This is a genomic window from Lysinibacillus sp. NPDC056185, from assembly GCF_047737915.1.
Taxonomy (GTDB): Bacteria; Bacillota; Bacilli; order Bacillales_A; family Planococcaceae; genus Lysinibacillus.
On sequence record NZ_JBLLLQ010000013.1, the window covers coordinates 74,035 to 91,674 of the forward strand.

The window sequence follows — 17,640 nt, forward strand, 5'->3', positions numbered from 1 at the left end:
TAAAATAGTGAATGGAGGAATTTAACATGCATATTGTCAAAGAAGCAAAAACATTTGAAACGATTTCGACTGAAGTGTTAGTAGTAGGAGTCACTAAACATCGTGAGCAAATGCAGGATTGGGCAAGCTTTTCAACATTTTATGGAGAATCCCTTGATATGTGGATTAGTGCAGGGGATGTATCTACTGAGCTAAAAAAAATAACGAAATTGCCATTCTTGAAGGGCCACGCAAATCTTAAACGCATATTATTTGTTGGTTTAGATGAGCGAAAAAACTTAACAGAAGGCGATGTTCGTGCAGCATTTGGATCGCTTGGCAAGGAACTAAGAGCCTTAAAGGTTAAAGAATATTCCATTTGGCTTGAGTCGTTTACGACAGAGTCGATTACTGTAACAGATGTTGCCTTTTTAGCTGGTGAAGGAACAGGACTTGGTTATTATTCAATTCCTCATTACAAAACAACATCAAATGAAGTAGAGAAACGTATTGACGCTGTTCACATTGTGACTACTGCTAATGATTTAGATGAAGTGGTGGCAGGCTTTGAGGTTGGTGCTATTTATGCAAATGCTGTAAATGAAGCACGTAGTTTAATTAATTTACCACCAAACTTACTGACAGCGACAGACTTAGCTAATTACGCAGAGTCCCTTGCAGTCGAGTACGATTTTGAAGTGGAAATTTTAGATAAAGCACAAATAGAGGAGCTTGGTATGGGTGGTATTTTATGTGTCAATCAAGGCTCCCATGAAGAACCTCGTTTAATAACATTAAAATATAAAGCGACTGAAGACTTTGACGATCCAATTGGCCTTGTCGGCAAAGGGGTTACGTATGATACAGGTGGCTACTCCTTAAAGCCAAAAGATGCAATGGTAGGCATGAAGGGTGATATGGGTGGTGCAGCAGTAGTGCTAGGTGCCATGAAAATCATCGGTGAATTACGTCCTAATAAAAATGTCGTTGCAGTTATTGGTTCTACCGATAATATGGTATCTGGCACAGCATTTAAGCCAGATGATGTCATTACGACATATAGTGGTAAGACAGTAGAAGTTTTAAATACCGATGCGGAAGGACGTTTAGTATTAGCAGACGCTACTACATATGCTAAACAACAAGGAGCGACTTCCCTGATCGATGTTGCAACGTTAACGGGTGGAGTAATTACAGCACTTGGTATGGATAAAACAGGTGCCCTTTCAAATGATGATGAATTCTTTGTTGCTTTCATGGAAGCTGCACAGGAGACTGATGAATTTGTGTGGCGCATGCCTTTAACAGAAAATGATAAAAAACGAATTCGTAAATCAGATGTCGCTGATTTAAATAACTCTCCTGGTCGTGATGGACATATGATCTTTGGTGGAGGCTTCGTTGGAGAGTTCGTTGGTGACACACCATGGATTCACCTAGATATAGCAGGAACATCAGATGCGATTGCTGCACATGACCTAGGTCCAAAAGGTGGTACAGGAGTAATGGTACGTACACTAGCAAATTTTGTGCAACGTTTGGGAGAAGAAAAATAGAATAGGCAATAGACATGTGATAAATGCATCCTCCTACATAAGATAGAATAAAAAAAGGGAGGAAGCTTATGACATTCTTCGGAGGTTTTCCAGGAGGCTTTATGCCAGTAGGTGGGCCGTTTTTCCGACCGCCATTTTTCGGGCCGCCATTTTTTGGACCACCATTTTTCGGGCCGCCATTTTTCGGCCCACCGTTTTTCCGACCGCCGTTTTTCGGTCCGGGTTTCAGACCAGGTTTCAGACCAGGTCCACCATTTAGAGGTCCTCGTAGATTTTAATTCAAATAAGATAGATCTCAAAAAAACCAGATGTCAGCAAGTGACACCTGGTTTTTTCTTTAATTAAGTAAATAAAATAAATATCATATTCTAGGCACTAAATAAACTGTTGACAGAATATACTACATTATATATTATTCTTATTATATTACTAAGAATTAAATACGTAGCTGACTAGCAAACTAGAGGCTCAAATTATTCACAGACATTGCTCTGTCCATGAATGATTTGAGTCTTTTTTTTCTATCTGACAAGGGGGAGTGAAATCAAATGGGAAAAGTTTTTATAGTGGGTGCTGGTCCTGGTGATGTTGATCTTATCACGGTAAAAGGATTACGGTGTATCGAATGTGCTGATGTCATCCTGTATGACAGACTCATTAATAAGAATCTACTATCCTATGCTAAACAAGAGGCTAAGCTTATCTTTTGCGGTAAGCTACCGCAGCAGCACGCCATGATTCAAGAGCAAATTAATCAATCACTTGTCAGCTATGCACAGCAAGGATTGATTGTGACGAGATTAAAGGGAGGCGACCCCTTCGTGTTTGGAAGGGGGGCTGAGGAAGCAGAGGTGCTAGCTCAGCATAATATTCCATTTGAAATTGTGCCTGGCATTACTTCAGGGATAGCAGCTCCTGCCTATGCTGGGATTCCTGTTACACATCGTGACTTAAGCTCAAGTTTTGCAGTGGTTACTGGACATATGAGAGAGGGCAAGGATGATGCCATCCGATGGGAAAGTCTGGCGAAAGGGATTGATACGATTGCTATTTATATGGGGGTCGGTAACCTTCCCTATATCCGTCAGCAGCTACTTAAGTATGGCCGTGATCAAGAAACACCAATAGCGCTCATTCATTGGGGTACATTTTCTCAACAAAAAACAGTCACAGGTACTTTAGCTAATATTGAAGAACTAGTGCAGCGAGAAAATATTCAAAATCCAAGCGTAATTGTAGTAGGGAAAGTTGTGACTTTGAGGGAAACAATTCAATGGTTCGAGCAAAACATTCCACAGCCACAGTTAGCAGAAATTTCTGTGTAAGGATGTGGGGTTATGCAAGCCATTTTATATATCGCTCATGGAAGTAGAGTAAAGGCAGGAGTAGAGCAAGCTGTAACCTTTCTAAAGAGTGTACAACAGGAGATTGACATACCGATTCAAGAAATTAGTTTTTTAGAACTCGCGACGCCGACAATTGCTGAAGGTATAGCAAGCTGTATTAACCAAGGGGCTACAGCTATAGCGATCGTGCCTATTTTATTGCTTGCCGCTCAGCATGCAAAACACGATATTCCGAATGAAATTGAAAAAGCAAAAAAACAGCATCCACAAGTGCGTTTTACATACGGTGAACCACTTGGTGTCCATGAACTATTAATTGATACATTACAGACTAGAATTTTAGAAGCAAGGTGCCCTACTAACGATGCAAGTGTTTTACTTATAGGTCGTGGGAGTAGTGATCCTGAAGTAAAGAGTGATTTAGCCAAAATTGCGGCAAGATTACGTGATAAATATGCTTATAAAGCCGTAGACACATGTTTTTTATATGGAATGGGTCCTACGTTTGAAGAGTGGTTACAACAAGAGAAGAAAAGGACCAATCAAGTATTTATAGTGCCGTATTTGTTGTTTACTGGGGTTTTGCACCAAAGCATAACAAGGCGATTACAAGATTATGAGAATAAGAACGTTATGTTATGTGAAAGTTTAGGCTATGACGACAATGTAAAGAAAGTTTTAGTGGAACGTATTTATCCATTGTTAAAATTTACCGAGGAAGGTGTTTTGTAATGATAGATAAAAGAACTGAAAATGTAAATCTAGCATTAGATAATGTTCGCCAAATTTTAAATACTGTGAACCACGGATCGATTACATTGATTGTGCAAAATTCCTATGTGGTCCAAATTGAAAAGAAGGAAAAAATCCGACTTCGATAATAATGTTTTTGTCAGACAAAATATCAAGAGTAGAAAATGATACGAATACGTGAGGTGGCAAGATTGAAACTGCAAGTAGTGAATAGTCCATTTAATGAGGAGCAGGTAAAGCTGTTAAATGAGCTGCTTCCTAAACTAACAGGAGAACAGAGGGTGTGGTTAAACGGCTATTTAAGTGCACCACTAGCAACTATTGATGCTGTTGTCGAAGAAGCAACGCCGATAGTAAAACCAAGCACCAAGACAGTGACGATTTTATATGGTTCACAAACAGGCAATAGTCAGGGGTTAGCTGAAAAATATGCCTCAGCCTTGAAAGATAACGATGTCGACGTAACCATTTCATCGCTAGCAACGTTTAAACCAAATAATTTTAAAAAGGTAACGAATCTTTTGCTCATTGTTAGCACGCATGGGGAAGGGGATCCGCCTGATCAAGCGATACAGTTCTACGATTTTTTGCATAGTAAGCGTGCTCCTAGGTTAGAGCATCTTCATTATTCTGTACTAGCCTTAGGAGATAGTTCTTATGAATTTTTCTGTAAAACAGGAAAGGATTTTGATGAGCAGCTTGCAAAATTAGGGGCAACTCTAATCGTCCCTCGCACAGATTGTGATGTAGATTATGATGACACGGCTGCACAATGGTTTTCTGCTGTTCAGCAGGAGTTGTTGCAACAGACCGATTTAGCTGCTACATCTACTACACAAAATCAGACAGTACAAGGAGACACTACATATTCTCGTAAAAATCCGTTTTATGCAGAAGTACTTGAAAACATTAATTTAAACGGCCGAGGATCAAACAAAGAAACACGCCATATTGAATTATCCATCGAAGGTGCAAGTTTCCACTTCGAACCAGGAGATAGTATCGGTATTCAACCAGATAATGATGAAAATCTAGTAGATGCTTTAATCACTGCGCTACAGTTTGATCCACAAACGGATGTAACCGTCTTCGAAGAAACGCTACCATTAAAGGATGCATTACAAAAAAAGCTAGAAATTACTGTACTGTCAAAGCCGTTGTTACAAAAAATTGGTGCCTATACGATCCATGAGCAATTTACAAAGCTACTTGAGGACTCTAATTCCTGGAAGGACTATGCAAAAGGAAGAGATTTACTTGACGTTGTGCAAGACTTTGCACCATTTATATGGGATGCGCAGCAATTTGTAGATTTACTACGTAAAATTCCAGCACGTCTATATTCCATTGCAAGTAGTCAAAAGGCAAATAGTGAAGAAGTACATTTAACAATTGGGAAAGTAAGCTATGAGACGAATGGACGACAACGTCTTGGTGTTTGCTCCGGAAGTGTAGCGGAACATATTCAAATTGGAGATACATTAAAGATATATGTTCATAAAAATCCGAACTTTAGATTACCGGAGCATGAGGATACACCGATTATTATGATTGGTGCTGGCACAGGTGTAGCCCCGTATCGTGCATTTTTGGAGGAGCGTGAGGAATTAGGCGTCGAAGGAAAAGCGTGGCTAATTTTGGGGGATCAACATTTTGTCACTGACTTCCTTTATCAAACGGATTGGCAGCGTTGGCTTGCTGCAGGCACGCTCAGTGAAATGCATGTCGCCTTTTCACGTGATACAGATAGAAAAATATATGTTCAACATAAAATTGAGGAAAATGCTGTCGCCTTTTATGAATGGCTAGAGCAAGGAGCTATCATTTACGTCTGTGGCGATGAAAAATCAATGGCTGCTGATGTTGATGCAACAATACTTCGCGTTATTGAACAACAGGGACAAAAAACGCCAGAGGAAGCGAAAGCCTTTGTTCAAGAGCTAAAACAGCAGAAACGCTATCAACGTGACGTCTATTAATAAAGGAGCGATAACAAATGACAGGAAAAATTATTCTACCTCCACAACCAGGGAAGCCTAGTGATGTAGAACGTATTAAAACCGACAGTAATTATCTACGCGGGACATTAGAGCGTACGATGAACAATCCATTAAGCTCAGGTATTCCAGAGGATGATAATCGTCTAATGAAGTTCCATGGTAGTTATTTACAAGACGACCGCGATCTTCGTAATGAACGCCAGCGTCAAAAGCTTGAGCCTGCCTATCAATTTATGGTGCGTGTACGTACACCGGGCGGAGCAGCTACTCCAGCACAATGGCTTGTAATGGATGAAATGGCGAGAAAGTATGGTAACGGCTCCTTAAAATTAACGACACGTCAGGCATTCCAAGTGCACGGTATTTTAAAATGGAACGTCAAAAAATATATGCAGGAAATTAATGAGGTGTTATTAGATTCTCTAGCTGCCTGCGGAGATGTCAATCGTAATGTCATGTGTAATGTGAATCCCAATCAATCCGCATTACATGAGGAAATCTATAATTGGTCTGCCAAATTAAGTGAGCATTTACTGCCTAGAACACGAGCTTACCATGAACTATGGCTAGATGGTGAAAAGGTAGTTGACACTCAAGATGAAGAAATTGAACCTATATACGGTGCGCAATATTTGCCACGTAAATTTAAAATTGGTATTGCTGTTCCGCCAAGTAATGATGTGGACGTATTCTCACAAGATATAGGGTTAATTGCAATTGTTGAAGAGGATAAGTTAATAGGCTTTAACATAGCAGTTGGCGGAGGGATGGGCATGACACATGGCGATCATGAAACATACCCACAGCTTGCTCGTATAATTGGCTTTATCACACCTGATAAACTACTGGAAACAGCGGAGAAAATTATTACGATTCAGCGCGATTATGGGAATCGTTCGGTTCGTAAAAATGCACGTTTTAAATATACAATTGATGCTAGAGGACTTGAATGGTTTAACGAAGAACTAACACGTCGTCTAGGCTGGGATATTCAAGAGGCTCGTCCATTTACCTTTAATCGTACAGGTGATGAGTTTGGCTGGATTAAAGGTGCAGAAGGCCAATGGCATTATACATTATTTATTCAAAATGGTCGTATTAAGGACTTTGAAAATTATGAGCTACTAACAGGATTACGAGAAATTGCGAAGGTGCATACGGGTGATTTCCGCTTAACGCCAAACCAAAATTTAATGATTAGTAATGTAACGCCGCAAAAGAAGAAAAAAATCGCTGCTATTATTGAGCAATACAAGCTTACAGATGGTGCACACTATTCTGCATTGCGTCGTAATTCGATTGCTTGCGTATCGTTACCAACATGTGGTTTAGCCATGGCAGAAGCAGAGCGTTACCTGCCTTCTCTTATTACAAAAATAGAAACAATCATCGATGAAGCAGGCTTAAACGATACAGAAATCGTTATTCGCATGTCAGGCTGTCCGAATGGTTGCTCACGCGCAGCAATGGCTGAGATTGGCTTTATCGGTAAAGGTCCAGGAAAATATAATATGTATTTAGGGGCGAGCTTTACTGGTAATCGTCTCAATAAAATTTATCGCGAAAATATAGGTGAAGAGGAGATTTTAGCGGAGCTTCGTCCAATCCTTCTGCGCTATGCGAAGGAACGTCAAGATGGCGAGCATTTCGGTGATTTTGTTATTCGTGCTGGCTATGTAACAGCTGTTCACGACGGACGAGATTTTCATCATAAATAAAATAGTAGCCCTGTAGCAAATTTCTTTGCTACAGGGCTTATGTTGTTGTGTCTTATTAAATAAAGTCTGGGTCTTCGGCAAAATGAGGGGTTGATTTCCGTTCCGACTGGACGCTTAGTTGTGTGACTAGTAGCCTAGAACGGAAATCATCATCATTTAAAGCGGCAGAACATTTCACAATATTTCCTTGATCATTTTGTTTTTCAACACTAAGAGCCGTGTAGCAGAAATTTGCTACACGGCTTTTTTAAATGGAAAAGTCTTCGGGGATAAAGACTTTTAATTGCTTTGGTCTGACAAATACATGGTCACCAACCTTAAGCTGCAGATTAGTAAATTGTTCTTTAGTCAGTTCTGCCTCTAAAAATTCATCTATATCTTCACGACGTAGCTCAATCTGCACGATAGGTCCGAGCAAATGAATATGGCTTACTTTGACGGGGACGGTGCCAGGTACGTTAGTTTTCTCAATATGAATATCATGGGGACGTACATAGCCTACTGCATGATCCTCTGTATGTTCTTGTACGCCAGGTACATCAATCGCAAATTCACCATGCAGGAGCTTACCATTATGTAACCGTCCTTTAAAGAGATTCACATTACCTAAAAAATCATAAACAAAAGGGCTCTTTGGGTTTGTGTATACGTCGTCTGGGCTACCAATTTGCTCTATCTTGCCGTTGTTCATCACGACAATTCGGTCTGCAACATCAAGTGCCTCTTCCTGATCGTGTGTAACAAAAATGCTTGTTATATGAAAATCATCGTGAAGCTTTCGTAGCCAGCGCCGCAATTCCTTGCGTACCTTAGCATCCAGTGCTCCAAAAGGTTCATCTAATAAAAGCACCTTGGGCTCCACGGCGAGAGCTCTAGCAAGTGCAACACGCTGACGTTGCCCACCTGAAAGCTGAGTTGGGTAACGATCAGAAAAATTATCTAGTTTGACGAGTCGTAGAAGTTCCATCACTTTGTCCTTAATTTCAAGTTTAGAAGGTCTTGTTTTACGAGGGCGTACTTTAAGACCGTAAGCGACATTATCAAAAACTGTCATATGGCGAAAAAGCGCATAATGCTGGAATACAAAGCCTACATTTCGCTCCTTTGGATGACGATCTATCATCGATTGACCGTCAAATAAAATCTCGCCAACATCTGACGTTTCAAGCCCAGCAATAACGCGTAGTAAAGAAGTTTTGCCAGAACCAGATGGGCCGAGAAGGGCAACCAGTTCCCCTGATTGAATATGAAGTGAAACATCTTCTAAAGCTTGAAAGGAACCGAATTTTTTAGATACATTTTTAATTTGAATGCTCATGCTGACAATACCTCCTTTAGGCAGATTTTGATTTCCAAGCAATAATATCTTTAACGATAAGTGTAATAATGGCGATCACGCTCATCAATGAAGCAACGGCGAAGGCTGCTGCAAATTGGTATTCATTGTATAAAATTTCAATATGAAGGGGCATCGTATTTGTCATCCCTCTAATATGCCCTGATACAACAGAAACGGCACCAAATTCACCGATTGCCCGAGCATTACATAGGGTAAGGCCGTACAATAAGCCCCATTTGATATTTGGCAATGTCACATGCCAAAATGTTTTAAAACCATTGGCACCAAGTGAAATGGATGCCTCCTCCTCAGAAGTGCCTTGTGTCTGCATAAGAGGAATAAGCTCCCGTGCAACAAAGGGCAACGTGACAAAGACAGTAGCTAGGACAATACCAGGTAGCGCAAAAACAATGTTAATGTCATGTTCAAATAGCCAATCCCCAAATAGTCCCTGTGAGCCAAATAACAAAATAAATACTAAACCTGCAATAACAGGAGATACTGCAAAAGGAAGATCGACAATCGTAAGTAATAGATTTTTCCCTTTAAAGTTGAACTTTGTTAAAGCCCAAGCAGCCATAACTCCAAAGATTGCGTTTATTGGTACTGCAATCGCGACGACAGTTAAGGTTAACTTAATAGCCGCCAATGCATCTGGATGTGTGATAGCTGCTACATATACGTCTACTCCTTTTTGAAAGGCAGTGGAAAAAATTGATACTAGCGGAAGCACAATGAACAATGCTAAAAAAGCTAGCGCAATAAAAGTTAGCGTATATCGGACAAAGCGAGGCTCTTGTAAGGCAGCAGACTTTGTCACTGCATTATTTTTTTCAGGAGCAACTTGCTGTATAAATGTTGACTGTTCCATAAATACCTCCTAATGTACAAAGCGACGATTTGCCAACCATTGTATTAAATTAATGCTAAATAATAGGATGAAGGACGTGACAAGCATGATCACTGCAATAGCAGTTGCACCAGCGTAGTCATATTGTTCGAGCTTTGTCATAATAATTAATGGCGTAATTTCAGTCTTCATCGGCATATTCCCGGCGATAAAAACAACAGAACCATACTCTCCTAGTGCACGTGCAAATGCTAATGAAAAACCTGTTAAAATGGCAGGAGCAAGCTCTGGAAAAATCACTTTACGAAAGGTTTGTAGACGAGTTGCTCCAAGGCTTGCAGAGGCTTCCTCAACCTCAGCACTAATATTGTGTAAGACAGGCTGCACAGTACGAACGACAAATGGTAGCCCGATAAATGTAAGGGCAATGATAATGCCGAGTGGTGTAAAGGCAATTTTAAAATTGAAAAATTGACCAATCCAACCATTTGGTGCATAGAGTGATGTTAAGGCAATGCCTGCTACAGCAGTTGGTAAAGCAAATGGTAAATCGACAAGCCCATCGATGATTCGTTTAAAGGGAAAGCTATAGCGCACAAGCACCCAAGCAATGATTGTGCCAAAAATAACATTTAATAAACCAGCAGCGAGAGCTGTACTGAAGCTTACCTTATAGGAAGCAACAGCACGAGGGTCGGTCACAATATTAACAAACTCTGTCCAGTTTAGAGACATTGTATGAATAAAAATCATCGATAGTGGCAATAAGACTAGCAAGCTAACATATAACATGGTATAGCCAAGAGAAAGGTGAAAGCCAGGGATAATGCGGCGTGTTTTCTTATTAACAGTTAAACTACTCATAATAGATAGTTCTCCTTATTGAGGTACATAAATTTCGTCGAATGTACCACCATCTTTAAAATGTTTTGCTTGTGCTTCTGCCCAGCCACCGAAATCATCGATTGAAACAAGTTCAAGTTTTGGGAATTGCTCTTGATATTTTGCTAGAATTTTTTCATCTCGTGGTCGATAGTAATTTTTAGCAGCAATTTCTTGACCCCGCTTACTATATAAATGCTTTAAATAAGCCTCTGCTACTTCGCGTGTACCTTTTTTATCAACGATTTTGTCAACAATTGCCACAGGAGGCTCAGCTAAAATACTTAAAGAAGGTGTAATGATGTCAAACTCATCCTCACCCAATTCATTAAGCGATAAATAGGCTTCATTTTCCCATGCAATTAAAACGTCACCAATTTTACGTTCAACAAAAGTTGTTGTAGCGCCGCGTGCACCAGAATCCAGCACCTCCACATTGCTATATAGAGCTTTCATAAATTCTTTTATTTTTGCCTCATCATTGTTATATAATTTCCCTGCATAGGCCCAAGCGGCTAAATAATTCCACCGTGCACCACCAGATGTTTTAGGGTTTGGTGTGATGACAGATACATCGTCTTTTATTAAATCATCCCAGTCTTTAATACCCTTTGGATTGCCTTTGCGTACTAAAAAGACAATAGTCGATGTATAAGGTGTAGAGTTATTTTCAAATTTTGTTTGCCAATCTTTTTTTAATAGGCCTCGAGCTTGTGCAATCTCATCAATATCGTAAGCTAGTGCTAGTGTCACAACATCAGCCTTCAGACCATCGATTACAGCTCGACCTTGTTTACCAGAGCCACCATGTGATTGTTTTATCGTTACATCTTGACCGGTTTCATCCTTCCATTTTTTTATAAAATCTTTGTTGAACTCCTCGTAAAGCTCACGTGTTGGATCATAAGATACATTTAATAGTTCTACAGGTTTTTTGGTATCCTGAGCACCTGTATCTTTTTCCGAAGAGCTACTACCACAACCTGTTAATGTCAGCGTTAATGCAGATATCAATGCTAACGATTGGAAAAGTTGTTTTCTTTTTTTCATAAAATATATCGCTCCTTTTTTGTCTAGAGAAACAAAAGGCCATCTACCAATACGATTTATAATCGTCATAAGTAGATGGCCTTCAGATCCTCTGATCAGCATTTTATATTGGTTTGGTTCAAAGCTTAGTTATACATTAAACATATATTTCCTATTAGTCAACATGGAATTAAAGATATTACTTTTGACCGGGATAAAAAATTTGGACTCATTGAAATGAATTTTTACAAAAGCCTAGTTGACTACTAGGTGTACTTTAGTATATATTGGGTAATAAGAAAAATGATTGTAGAACGGGGTAGGCAATACTGGTGAACAATCATTACATAATAAACTAATAAGCTGGCTAGTAAAACTAGAGGCGTTTTAACAAAGACATATCTATATATGTCTTTCGTTAGAACGCCTCTTTTTCGTTATGAGGGGGATTATATGCTAACATATGCAACTTGGCATGAGCCAACATTGAATTTTCAGGTAGACGAAACGTATAAGGGTGCATTGGAGGTTTTACAGTGGAGTTATGCTGAATATGGTGAGGATATCGTCTATGCATGTAGCTTTGGGATTGAGGGAATTGTCTTGATTGACCTTATTTCAAAGGTGAAGCCTAATGCTACGATTATCTTTTTAGATACAGATGTTCATTTTAAGGAAACATATGAAACAATTGATAAAGTAAAAGAAAAATATCCGCAGCTTAACATTATTATGCAAAAACCTGCACTGACACTCGAACAACAGGCAATAGAATTTGGTAATGAATTATGGAAGTCTAACCCAAATAAATGCTGCGAAATTCGCAAGATTGTGCCGTTACATGAAGCGTTAGCTGGAGCAAAGGCTTGGATTTCAGGCTTACGACGTGAACAATCACCAACCCGACAAAATATGAACTTTATCAATCATGACGATAAATTTAAATCCATTAAAATTTGTCCACTCATTCATTGGTCATGGAAGGATATCTGGCGGTATGTTTCAAAGCATAATTTGCCGTACAATCCTTTACATGATAAAGGCTATCCAAGCATTGGCTGTGAGCATTGTACAAAACCAGCATTTACAATGGATGATTTGCGTTCAGGTAGATGGCAGGGGTCTGGTAAAACTGAGTGTGGATTACATGAGTAAAGGAGTTTTGCCATGCTTGAATATGTAGCAATAGCGATTAGTTTATTTTTTGCGATGAATATAGGTGCTAGTGGAGCGGCAGCCTCAATGGGAGTTGCTTACGGAGCAGGTGCCATCAAAAAAGCTTGGCAAGCATTGTTCATTTGCTCAGTAGGAGTTTTTTCTGGGGCAGTTCTTGGAGGTGGAGAGGTAGTAAAAACAATCAGCTCCGGCATAATGCCGCAGGAGTACATTACAGTAAAGATTGTCATTATTATATTGGTTTCTGCGACAAGCTCACTATTTCTCGCCAATCTTTTAGGCATTCCGTTATCAACAAGTGAAGTGACAGTAGGAGCAGTTGTAGGTGTAGGGATTGCCTACAAAGTGTTATATATTAAATCATTGCTTGTCATCATATCGTTTTGGGTAATAGTGCCAATCATAGCGTTTGTCATTGCATTTGTCTTTGGGAAGTGGCTGTATAAATTACGAGTTAAAGGTTTGTTAAAAGATCATCCAATATTAACGATTCTCCTTGTGTTTGCAGGATTTTTCGAAGCATTTTCAGCAGGGATGAATAACGTAGCAAATGCAATTGGGCCTCTTGTTGGTGCAGGAATGATGAGTGTAACAACTGGAATATTGCTTGGTGGGGCATTTGTGGCGCTTGGGGCGGTGCTACTAGGAAAACGTGTGCTTGAAACAAACGGAAAAAAAATTATGCGCTTTGAAAAGGCAGAAGGAATATTAATATCGAGTACAGGTGCATTTCTAGTCGGTATAAGCTCTATCTTTGGGCTTCCCGTACCATTAACACAAGTAACATCCTCTTCGATTATCGGAATGGGGATGGCTAAAGACGGGAAACAAATTTTCCATAAGCATATTGTGAAAAAAATAATCCGTATTTGGATTGTCTCGCCAATCCTTTCTTTAGCCATTTCCTATTTTTTAGTACAACTTTTTTTAGAGAAAGATGTCTATGCCATCGTATTAATTGGCAGTATCATTGTTGGAACACTGGGTGTCATTAGCTTAATGCGAACAATGCGTGAAGAAGAGCGCTCAATATACGATGCGGGTGAAGGAATTTAAATATCCGGTTGAGGAGGAAAGCTGATCAAATCAGAGGAGATGCCGATCACTTTTGAAAGGAAGCTGATCAAATCAGAGGAGTAGCCGATCACTTTTGAAAGGAAGCCGATCAAATCAGAGGAGTACCCGATTACTTTTGAAAGGAAGCCAATCAAATCAGAAGTGTACCCGATCACTTATGAAAGGAAGCCGATCAAATCAGAAGTGTACCCGATCACTTATGAAAGGAAGCCGATCAAATCAGAGGAGATGCCCGATCACTTTTGAAAGGAAGCCAGTCAATTGCAGAAGCCTCAATTTGCCTAAGACAAAAAATCAATAAAATATGCAAATACACTTAAATATAAAACTGAGTAATTCAATAGAACTAGGAGGAGATTTTGATGAGTTTACAACCACATGGTGGACTATTAGTGCAAGCCTTTAATCCAGAGAAGGATGTAACGCATATAAATAAAGTTATCGAGCTTGATGCCATTGCACTGAGTGATTTAGAGTTAATTGCTATCGGTGGTTACAGTCCAATTGAAGGTTTTTTTACGCAGGAAGATTATGAATCCGTTGTTGAACATACACGTTTAGCGTCAGGCGTGGTATGGAGTATTCCGATTACATTACCTGTAGCAAGGGATGTAGCGGCAATATTGCAGCCTGGTGATGAGGCAAAACTAGTATTCGGTGATGCTGTTTATGGTGTTATTGAAGTTGCCGATATTTATGAGCCAAATAAACGGAAAGAGGCATTGTTAATATACGGCACGGAAGATTTACAGCATCCAGGTGTTAAAAAGTTGCTTGAACGTCCAAGTATTTATGTGGGCGGAAAAATTACATTAGTAAAACGTCTAGAGCAAAAGTTTCCTAGCTATTCATTCGATCCGCTTGAAACACGAAAGCTTTTTGCTGAAAAGGGTTGGAAAACAATTGTTGGCTTCCAAACACGGAATCCTGTGCATCGAGCACATGAATATATTCAAAAGGCTGCACTTGAAACAATTGATGGATTATTTTTAAATCCGCTAGTTGGGGAAACGAAGTCAGACGATGTTTCAGCTGCAATTCGCATGGAAAGTTACGAAGTTTTACTACAAAATTATTATCCTGAAAAACGCGTGCAATTAGGCGTGTTTCCAGCTGCAATGCGTTATGCAGGGCCAAAGGAAGCTATCTTCCATGCACTTGTACGAAAAAATTATGGCTGTACGCATTTTATCGTTGGGCGTGACCATGCAGGTGTTGGTGATTACTATGGCACATACGATGCACAAAAAATCTTTGAACAATTTACGGAAGATGAATTAGGAATTGTTCCTTTAAAATTTGAGCATAGCTTCTATTGCAACATATGTGAAGGCATGGCAACGACAAAAACTTGTGCACATGATAGCTCAGCACATGTTATTTTATCGGGTACTAAGGTTCGTGAAATGTTACGTAATGGCGAAGTACCACCAAGTACATTTAGTCGTAAAGAGGTTGTGGATGTACTAATTAAAGGGATGCGTAAGGAGGTTTTAAAGTGAGTTCAAACATCGTTTGGCATGAAGCGTCCATTACGAAAGAGGAGCGTCGTACACAAAACAAGCATCAAAGCTTTATTTTATGGTTCACTGGTTTATCAGCATCAGGAAAATCTTCTGTGGCGAATGCCTTCGCGCGCCGACTCTTTGAACGGGGCAATCAAGCATTTGTCTTAGATGGTGATAATGTTCGCCATGGCTTAAATAAGGATTTAGGATTCGACGAAACAAGCCGTAAAGAAAATATACGGCGTATTGGAGAGGTATCTAAGCTTTTTGTGGAAAATGGACAAATTGTTCTAACTGCTTTTATTTCACCTTATCGAGAAGATCGTCAAGTTGTCCGTGAGCTTGTGGAAACAGGGGAATTTATAGAGGTCTATGTGAAGTGTTCTGTTGAAACATGTGAAAAGCGTGATCCAAAAGGTCTTTATAAAAAAGCACGTAATGCAGAAATCGCTAACTTTACTGGGATTAGTGCACCCTATGAAGAACCGGAAAACCCAGAAATTATTTTAGACACAGAACGCAATTCTATCGAAGAATGCGTAGAACAGCTCACAGACATATTAACTTTAAAAGGATATATATACTAAATCTGTTTTCTTAAAGAATCTGCTTACTTATGATGAGCAGATTTTTTTAACTTCTTTCAGCGAATGTTTTCTGTACCGAAAGCGAAGCGACAGCAACAATTATGCTGAAGTATAATTAATTGGTAGATTTACCTGTTTATTATAGAGTGATTCCATATATTGTGAGATGATTAAATCATCAAACGTTATAGGAGATGAAAGAAATGAGCATACATATTCAACTATTAACTGAGGATGTTGTAAACCAGAAATTATTAAATGAAATATTGGAACTATGGAATGAAAATGCCATAGAAACGGCAGATTGTGAATTAGGGGAGAGTGAAAGGAAGGGAATTCAAGAACAGCTGGAACAATATATTCATTCAAAATATGGGGCCATTTGTATAGCAACGAATGAAAATAATGAAATGATTGGTTTTGGATTGGCATCGATCAAAAAGGATTTTATTTACGATATGAACTACGGTCAAATAGACGAGGTTTATGTAGTACCAGTATATAGAAGACAGAAGGTTGCTAAACGTCTAGTAGATGATTTAGTGAATTGGTTTAATGACGAACATAATACTACTGTAGTAAATGTCTATGTAGATTTAAAAAATGACTTAGCACTAAACTTTTGGGAAGGCATTGGTTTAGAGAAGGAATTTTTTATGCTATCAAATAATTAAAAAAGGTGGCCAATGAAGTTAGTTTATTCATTGGCCAACTATTTTTGAAAAGTTATTTAATGCCTTGTTCCTTTTTCATCCGATCAATTTCAGGTCCCAGCTCGTCGTGTATTGTGCCTTTCCAAGGTTTTACGCCAGCGATGTATGAGGAGCGAGCCATAATATGCCCTCCGACAGGACCTGTGATAAACAGGAACAGTATACCGAGCAAAATGCGGGGATTAAAGTGATCTTCAATCAGCCAAAAGTGAAAGAATACGCCAATGAGTACGCACATGACACCGAGCGTTGCACTTTTAGAAGCAGCGTGCGCACGTGTGTACAAATCAGGTAAACGGACAAGACCAATGGCTGTCACGACTATAAATAGCACCCCTACAGAAATGAAAAAAATAACTAAACTATTAGCGAGAATTGTCACGTTTAATGATATCTCCTTTCTCTATGAATTTAGAGAAAGCAACAGTACCGATAAACGATAAAATCGCTAACAATAATATAATCTCCAGGAAGAAGCTTGTTTCAACCAGTACTGAAAACAGTCCAATTAGCGAGATTACTGATACACCTAATGAATCCAATGCTACTACACGATCGGATGCAGAAGGTCCTTTAACCATTCGATAAATGACTGCAATCATTGATAAGCAAATCACTACAATCGAAGCAATAATAAATGTTGTCATGATTTACTCACCTCCAAAATCGCTTTCTCAAATGAATCTCGAATTGCTGTAATCGCTTCATCGACATCACTCATATCGATAGCATGTACATACAAAGTTTTTGCATCATCTGATACATGCACTACTATTGTACCAGGTGTTAACGTAATAAGACTGGATAATAAAGTAATTTCCCATTCTTCTGTTAAAACAGTCGGATAGGCAAAGAATGCAGGCTGCATATCCAACTTAGGCTTTAAGACTACTTGAAGAACTTGTATATTCGCTAACACTAACTCCTTTAAAAAGAGTAACGTCAGTTTAATCATTGCCCATATACGGTAGACGTAAAGTCGGGTAGTAAAAAACCTACGCATAATAATGAGCAATATAATACCGAGAATGAACCCAACGATAAAGCCTGTTGCTGTGTAATTAGAAGAAAGGAACATCCAAACGAAGGCAAGTACAACATTTAAAATAATTTGAAATGCCATATCT

19 protein-coding genes are annotated in these 17,640 nt (G+C 39.2%); 12 read left to right on the plus strand and 7 right to left on the minus strand.

Annotated elements, in window-relative coordinates:
* Positions 1–26: 26 nt before the first annotated feature.
* The 7 genes from ACMZ42_RS14160 to cysI all read left to right on the plus strand — a co-directional run bounded on the left by ACMZ42_RS14160 (position 27) and on the right by cysI (position 7,352).
* Positions 27–1,535 carry a leucyl aminopeptidase gene (locus tag ACMZ42_RS14160; RefSeq protein ID WP_415731837.1) on the plus strand — a complete coding sequence of 503 codons (1,509 nt, stop codon included), beginning with the start codon at positions 27–29 and terminating at the stop codon, positions 1,533–1,535.
* A 68-nt stretch (positions 1,536–1,603) separates the two neighbouring features.
* Complete coding sequence (locus tag ACMZ42_RS14165) at positions 1,604–1,813, plus strand: hypothetical protein (RefSeq protein ID WP_370078055.1); 210 nt, start codon at positions 1,604–1,606, stop codon at positions 1,811–1,813.
* Between the two features lie 270 nt (positions 1,814–2,083).
* Positions 2,084–2,860 carry a uroporphyrinogen-III C-methyltransferase gene (gene cobA / locus ACMZ42_RS14170; protein ID WP_415731838.1) on the plus strand — a complete coding sequence of 259 codons (777 nt, stop codon included), beginning with the start codon at positions 2,084–2,086 and terminating at the stop codon, positions 2,858–2,860.
* A gap of 12 nt (positions 2,861–2,872) precedes the next feature.
* Positions 2,873–3,613 (plus strand): sirohydrochlorin chelatase, encoded by a 741-nt coding sequence (locus ACMZ42_RS14175; RefSeq protein WP_415731839.1) that lies wholly within the window; start codon positions 2,873–2,875, stop codon positions 3,611–3,613.
* Positions 3,613–3,762, plus strand: coding sequence for a YezD family protein (locus tag ACMZ42_RS14180; protein ID WP_370042262.1), 150 nt, complete (start codon positions 3,613–3,615; stop codon positions 3,760–3,762). Before ACMZ42_RS14175 ends, ACMZ42_RS14180 begins: the two co-directional genes overlap by 1 nt.
* A 63-nt stretch (positions 3,763–3,825) precedes the next feature.
* On the plus strand, positions 3,826–5,613 hold the full coding sequence (locus ACMZ42_RS14185; protein WP_415731840.1) for an assimilatory sulfite reductase (NADPH) flavoprotein subunit: 1,788 nt from the start codon (positions 3,826–3,828) through the stop codon (positions 5,611–5,613).
* Between the two features lie 17 nt (positions 5,614–5,630).
* A complete protein-coding gene (gene cysI, locus ACMZ42_RS14190) occupies positions 5,631–7,352 on the plus strand; it encodes an assimilatory sulfite reductase (NADPH) hemoprotein subunit (RefSeq protein WP_402869272.1) in 1,722 nt (573 codons plus the stop codon).
* Positions 7,353–7,599: 247 nt separating this feature from the next.
* On the opposite strand, the gene ACMZ42_RS14195 is transcribed toward cysI, so the two are convergent.
* The 4 genes from ACMZ42_RS14195 to ACMZ42_RS14210 are packed head-to-tail and all read right to left on the minus strand — an operon-like array spanning position 7,600 to position 11,473.
* On the minus strand, positions 7,600–8,670 hold the full coding sequence (locus ACMZ42_RS14195) for a sulfate/molybdate ABC transporter ATP-binding protein (protein ID WP_402869270.1): 1,071 nt from the start codon (positions 8,668–8,670) through the stop codon (positions 7,600–7,602).
* 16 nt (positions 8,671–8,686) lie between these two features.
* On the minus strand, positions 8,687–9,562 hold the full coding sequence (cysW, locus tag ACMZ42_RS14200; protein ID WP_415731841.1) for a sulfate ABC transporter permease subunit CysW: 876 nt from the start codon (positions 9,560–9,562) through the stop codon (positions 8,687–8,689).
* 9 nt (positions 9,563–9,571) lie between these two features.
* On the minus strand, positions 9,572–10,405 hold the full coding sequence (gene cysT / locus ACMZ42_RS14205; RefSeq protein WP_415731842.1) for a sulfate ABC transporter permease subunit CysT: 834 nt from the start codon (positions 10,403–10,405) through the stop codon (positions 9,572–9,574).
* 15 nt (positions 10,406–10,420) lie between these two features.
* Positions 10,421–11,473 carry a sulfate ABC transporter substrate-binding protein gene (locus tag ACMZ42_RS14210; RefSeq protein ID WP_415731843.1) on the minus strand — a complete coding sequence of 351 codons (1,053 nt, stop codon included), beginning with the start codon at positions 11,471–11,473 and terminating at the stop codon, positions 10,421–10,423.
* Positions 11,474–11,905: 432 nt separating this feature from the next.
* Here ACMZ42_RS14210 and ACMZ42_RS14215 point away from each other — a divergent pair, with 432 nt between their 5' ends.
* The 5 genes from ACMZ42_RS14215 to ACMZ42_RS14235 all read left to right on the plus strand — a co-directional run bounded on the left by ACMZ42_RS14215 (position 11,906) and on the right by ACMZ42_RS14235 (position 16,474).
* Positions 11,906–12,607, plus strand: a complete 702-nt coding sequence (locus ACMZ42_RS14215) for a phosphoadenylyl-sulfate reductase (protein ID WP_415731844.1) — start codon at positions 11,906–11,908, stop codon at positions 12,605–12,607.
* Positions 12,608–12,619: 12 nt separating this feature from the next.
* Entirely contained in the window at positions 12,620–13,684 is a 1,065-nt protein-coding gene (locus ACMZ42_RS14220) for an inorganic phosphate transporter (protein ID WP_415731845.1), read from the plus strand.
* A gap of 383 nt (positions 13,685–14,067) precedes the next feature.
* Entirely contained in the window at positions 14,068–15,207 is a 1,140-nt protein-coding gene (gene sat / locus ACMZ42_RS14225; protein ID WP_415731846.1) for a sulfate adenylyltransferase, read from the plus strand.
* Positions 15,204–15,800, plus strand: coding sequence for an adenylyl-sulfate kinase (gene cysC, locus ACMZ42_RS14230; protein ID WP_415731847.1), 597 nt, complete (start codon positions 15,204–15,206; stop codon positions 15,798–15,800). Before sat ends, cysC begins: the two co-directional genes overlap by 4 nt.
* 203 nt (positions 15,801–16,003) lie before the next feature.
* A complete protein-coding gene (locus ACMZ42_RS14235; protein ID WP_415731848.1) occupies positions 16,004–16,474 on the plus strand; it encodes a GNAT family N-acetyltransferase in 471 nt (156 codons plus the stop codon).
* Positions 16,475–16,526: 52 nt separating this feature from the next.
* Here the strand turns inward: ACMZ42_RS14235 and mnhG are convergent, their stop codons facing one another.
* Genes mnhG through ACMZ42_RS14250 form a run of 3 tightly spaced genes read right to left on the minus strand, consistent with a single transcriptional unit; the run spans position 16,527 to position 17,636 of the window.
* A complete protein-coding gene (mnhG, locus tag ACMZ42_RS14240) occupies positions 16,527–16,895 on the minus strand; it encodes a monovalent cation/H(+) antiporter subunit G (RefSeq protein ID WP_415731849.1) in 369 nt (122 codons plus the stop codon).
* Positions 16,879–17,160 carry a Na(+)/H(+) antiporter subunit F1 gene (locus ACMZ42_RS14245; RefSeq protein ID WP_142510536.1) on the minus strand — a complete coding sequence of 94 codons (282 nt, stop codon included), beginning with the start codon at positions 17,158–17,160 and terminating at the stop codon, positions 16,879–16,881. The genes mnhG and ACMZ42_RS14245 overlap by 17 nt, the downstream gene beginning before the upstream one ends.
* On the minus strand, positions 17,157–17,636 hold the full coding sequence (locus ACMZ42_RS14250; RefSeq protein WP_370078025.1) for a Na+/H+ antiporter subunit E: 480 nt from the start codon (positions 17,634–17,636) through the stop codon (positions 17,157–17,159). Before ACMZ42_RS14250 ends, ACMZ42_RS14245 begins: the two co-directional genes overlap by 4 nt.
* Between the last annotated feature and the right edge of the window lie 4 nt (positions 17,637–17,640).

Bases quoted from the DNA above. Each gene is read 5' to 3' on its own strand.
- ACMZ42_RS14235 (WP_415731848.1), top strand. From the start codon at position 16,004: ATGAGCATACATATTCAACTATTAACTGAGGATGTTGTAAACCAGAAA.
- cysI (WP_402869272.1), top strand. From the start codon at position 5,631: ATGACAGGAAAAATTATTCTACCTCCACAACCAGGGAAGCCTAGTGAT.
- cobA (WP_415731838.1), top strand. From the start codon at position 2,084: ATGGGAAAAGTTTTTATAGTGGGTGCTGGTCCTGGTGATGTTGATCTT.
- sat (WP_415731846.1), top strand. From the start codon at position 14,068: ATGAGTTTACAACCACATGGTGGACTATTAGTGCAAGCCTTTAATCCA.
- ACMZ42_RS14215 (WP_415731844.1), top strand. From the start codon at position 11,906: ATGCTAACATATGCAACTTGGCATGAGCCAACATTGAATTTTCAGGTA.
- cysT (WP_415731842.1), bottom strand. From the start codon at position 10,405: ATGAGTAGTTTAACTGTTAATAAGAAAACACGCCGCATTATCCCTGGC.
- ACMZ42_RS14195 (WP_402869270.1), bottom strand. From the start codon at position 8,670: ATGAGCATTCAAATTAAAAATGTATCTAAAAAATTCGGTTCCTTTCAA.
- ACMZ42_RS14180 (WP_370042262.1), top strand. From the start codon at position 3,613: ATGATAGATAAAAGAACTGAAAATGTAAATCTAGCATTAGATAATGTT.
- ACMZ42_RS14220 (WP_415731845.1), top strand. From the start codon at position 12,620: ATGCTTGAATATGTAGCAATAGCGATTAGTTTATTTTTTGCGATGAAT.
- ACMZ42_RS14245 (WP_142510536.1), bottom strand. From the start codon at position 17,160: ATGACAACATTTATTATTGCTTCGATTGTAGTGATTTGCTTATCAATG.
- ACMZ42_RS14165 (WP_370078055.1), top strand. From the start codon at position 1,604: ATGACATTCTTCGGAGGTTTTCCAGGAGGCTTTATGCCAGTAGGTGGG.
- cysW (WP_415731841.1), bottom strand. From the start codon at position 9,562: ATGGAACAGTCAACATTTATACAGCAAGTTGCTCCTGAAAAAAATAAT.
- ACMZ42_RS14250 (WP_370078025.1), bottom strand. From the start codon at position 17,636: ATGGCATTTCAAATTATTTTAAATGTTGTACTTGCCTTCGTTTGGATG.
- ACMZ42_RS14210 (WP_415731843.1), bottom strand. From the start codon at position 11,473: ATGAAAAAAAGAAAACAACTTTTCCAATCGTTAGCATTGATATCTGCA.
- ACMZ42_RS14160 (WP_415731837.1), top strand. From the start codon at position 27: ATGCATATTGTCAAAGAAGCAAAAACATTTGAAACGATTTCGACTGAA.
- ACMZ42_RS14175 (WP_415731839.1), top strand. From the start codon at position 2,873: ATGCAAGCCATTTTATATATCGCTCATGGAAGTAGAGTAAAGGCAGGA.